This window comes from Caballeronia terrestris (assembly GCF_001544515.1).
In the GTDB taxonomy this organism is placed as follows: Bacteria; Pseudomonadota; Gammaproteobacteria; order Burkholderiales; family Burkholderiaceae; genus Caballeronia; species Caballeronia terrestris.
Window position 1 is genome coordinate 1 of record NZ_FCOL02000270.1, and the last position, 2,499, is coordinate 2,499.

At 61.5% G+C, this 2,499-nt stretch carries 5 protein-coding genes; all 5 read right to left on the reverse strand.

Going from position 1 to position 2,499, the window contains the following annotated elements; translation table 11 throughout:
• Nucleotides 1-813: 813 nt before the first annotated feature.
• A complete protein-coding gene (locus tag AWB67_RS41195) occupies nt 814-990 on the reverse strand; it encodes a hypothetical protein (RefSeq protein WP_159965137.1) in 177 nt (58 codons plus the stop codon).
• 283 nt (nt 991-1,273) lie between these two features.
• Nucleotides 1,274-1,510 carry a hypothetical protein gene (locus AWB67_RS36355; protein WP_087660684.1) on the reverse strand — a complete coding sequence of 79 codons (237 nt, stop codon included), beginning with the start codon at nt 1,508-1,510 and terminating at the stop codon, nt 1,274-1,276.
• Complete coding sequence (locus AWB67_RS36360; RefSeq protein WP_087660686.1) at nt 1,500-1,793, reverse strand: BrnA antitoxin family protein; 294 nt, start codon at nt 1,791-1,793, stop codon at nt 1,500-1,502. The genes AWB67_RS36355 and AWB67_RS36360 overlap by 11 nt, the downstream gene beginning before the upstream one ends.
• 25 nt (nt 1,794-1,818) lie before the next feature.
• On the reverse strand, nt 1,819-2,085 hold the full coding sequence (locus AWB67_RS36365; protein WP_087660685.1) for a BrnT family toxin: 267 nt from the start codon (nt 2,083-2,085) through the stop codon (nt 1,819-1,821).
• A gap of 176 nt (nt 2,086-2,261) precedes the next feature.
• Complete coding sequence (locus tag AWB67_RS40310; RefSeq protein WP_235025570.1) at nt 2,262-2,414, reverse strand: hypothetical protein; 153 nt, start codon at nt 2,412-2,414, stop codon at nt 2,262-2,264.
• Between the last annotated feature and the right edge of the window lie 85 nt (nt 2,415-2,499).

Genomic DNA, 2,499 nt, shown 5'->3' on the forward strand with positions numbered 1-2,499 from the left:
TCATGTTTGTGCTCTCCATTTAAGCGAACTGACAGCCTGTATGCGTGCCAGCCCGGAGGATACCGCACCGGACATGCACCGATGGGGCGTGCAGTGTCTGTATCACGGCGGCAGCGCCCTGCTCCTCCGTTGGAGTTGACTGACAGCAACTAGCCGCGGTCTTCCGAATAGTATTGCGTCGCGGCATTGAGCATGCGTTGTCGTTCGGCGGGCACATAAATGGACGTTGTACGCAACGAGGCGTGACCGAGGATGGCTGAACCACGTCGATGGGCATGTTCCGGGCAACGGCCCGGGTGCCGAAGGTGTGTCGGAACGCGTGCGCCGAGGTAGCGAGTAATTTTGCGTGCGCGTCGTAGGACAGCGCGCCTTCGCGCAACCGATCACCGGCGATGCGCCGCACTGCCTCGCGCACCAGTCGCGCGAGCGCGTCAGCCGAAACGGCGCCTCGCTGTTTCCGTCCGTGCCGCCATCATCCTTTGCGATCGACGCCTCGGTGCCGGTGATCACGAGCGGCGCGATCAGGGGAGCCGCGACCGCCGGGGCATCGAAGTCTTGTTCCCGATCGGCCCGGTGCGCACGCAGCGCGGCGAACCGCGGCCGCGCTCCTAGCCGAACGCGGTGCGACATAGAAAGGTCCGCGAGGCCGGCCATTGATCGGGTGCCTCGGGCAGCAGTCGACCCCTATGCTCAGGTCGCAACTATGCGCAGATGATCGGTTACTGAGGGCGCCGACCTAGGCATGGCGAGGCTCTGGCAAGGTGGGTGAGCAAGGATCTTGACATAGTTCCGATCTGTGATGCAGTGGTGGTCTCACTTCTGGAGGTCACCATGGACATCGTTCGCCGCACTCGCCGCACTGACATAGGCGGTTTCGCCGACGGTCGGATAGAGCCACACGTTGATGCGTTCAAGCAGTACCTGAGCCAACGCCGGTACGCTGCGAAGACGGTCGCTACTTACCTGCTCTGTATCACGCACTTCGCCCAATGGGCGACTCCGGGCCCTGTCGGCGGCGCCAAATCGATGAGGCGTTGATCGCAGAGTTCCTCGACGAGCATCTACCATGCAAGTGCGCTGGCGCTTTTCCCCGTGCCGTTTTGAATTTATCGACGCGCGGGGAGATGCTGTGGCCGTAATCACAGAGGGAGAAGAACACGAGGAGGTCCCGATGCACGCAAAAGTTACAAACGCTTTTCTCTGTAAGCAGGGGCAATAGAAAACCGTTTAGATAACCTTCGTCCGTAAAGGGCCGACGTGCGGCAGTAGCTGGCTAACAAAGCGGATGTCCGAAGGGCTCCGGAAACGGCCCGTGGAATCTCAACAGGGCGACCGGGAGCAACGGGTCGACTAGAGCCGTCGCGACTGTCGAGGCTACGAGATCAACGATTATGGCAATCACGCCGATGGCTGACAGCCACGTCGGCCTGTTCTGCAGGCGCTCGATCTCCTCGAGGTGGCGGTCGATCACGCGCTGCATGCGCGCGAGGCGTTCGGCGTCACTGTCCATGCGCTTCCTCAAGCGGATGCTCAATCAGGTAGGTGCGCAGGGCGTCGTTCATGCGCGTCTGCCACCCCTCCCCGGTCGCGCGGAACGCGGCGAGGATATCGGCGTCGTAGCGAACGCTGACCTGCTCCTTCGGGTTTTCCTTCGGCGGCCGGCCCATGCGCTTTTGCGCGACGAGTTCGGGGAAAGGACGGGCGCGCGCCATGTCCTCTGACGTCCACTCCGGATTGTCAGGATCGGCGGCAATGCCGCGGTTAATTTCCGCGTCCTCTTCGGGCGTCGGCATGATGATGGTGCGACCCAAGTGGGTCTTAATCGTGTTGGGCATAGTCTCGTACCTCTCGGGCGTTCGCTTTTCGCAGGCTGATGACGCGCATCACACCGTCGCGGATCGTGAAGGCGACGGAATAGAGGCGATCGCCGATAAGCCCCTGCCCGCGATATCGGGTCTCGTAGTCAATTCGCTCGTCGACCCAGTACCGCAGGCTATCCGGATCGATTCGAGCAGCATCGGCCAATGACACGCCGTGCTTGTGCCGATTGCTCGCGTCTTTGGCCGGGTCGAATGTGATTTCCATCGCACTTATTGTGGATACGCAAAATCGCGAAGGCAAGTGCCGGATCGCTGGCTGCGGACGTCGCCTCGGCTGCGCTTCCGGCTCGATCGAGCGCCAAAAACGAAAGAAACGGCCCACCGTAGGCCGTTCTTAGGGTGTCGAATGACATCAGGAGACCAACGGCCTCCTTCATCGGCTCAGAGGCCCAATTCGTCGAACATGTCGGGCTCTTTCGGGTCGTCGCCCAGAAACGCGAGCACGTCCTGAAGGAATTCGGCCTCAAGGACCTCGAATTCGGGCGAGGCGACCGGAAAGTCGTTCGGATTGCGCTTGCCCTGCGCCTTGCGCAAGGCTGCGACGTGAGGCCGACGGATTGGGATTCGCCGTGCAGCGCACTGCCGGGAATGATCTGGAGAGGATTTTTATCGTTCATGC

Bases quoted from the DNA above. Each gene is read 5' to 3' on its own strand.
- AWB67_RS36360 (WP_087660686.1), bottom strand. From the start codon at position 1,793: ATGCCGACGCCCGAAGAGGACGCGGAAATTAACCGCGGCATTGCCGCC.
- AWB67_RS36365 (WP_087660685.1), bottom strand. From the start codon at position 2,085: ATGGAAATCACATTCGACCCGGCCAAAGACGCGAGCAATCGGCACAAG.
- AWB67_RS36355 (WP_087660684.1), bottom strand. From the start codon at position 1,510: ATGGACAGTGACGCCGAACGCCTCGCGCGCATGCAGCGCGTGATCGAC.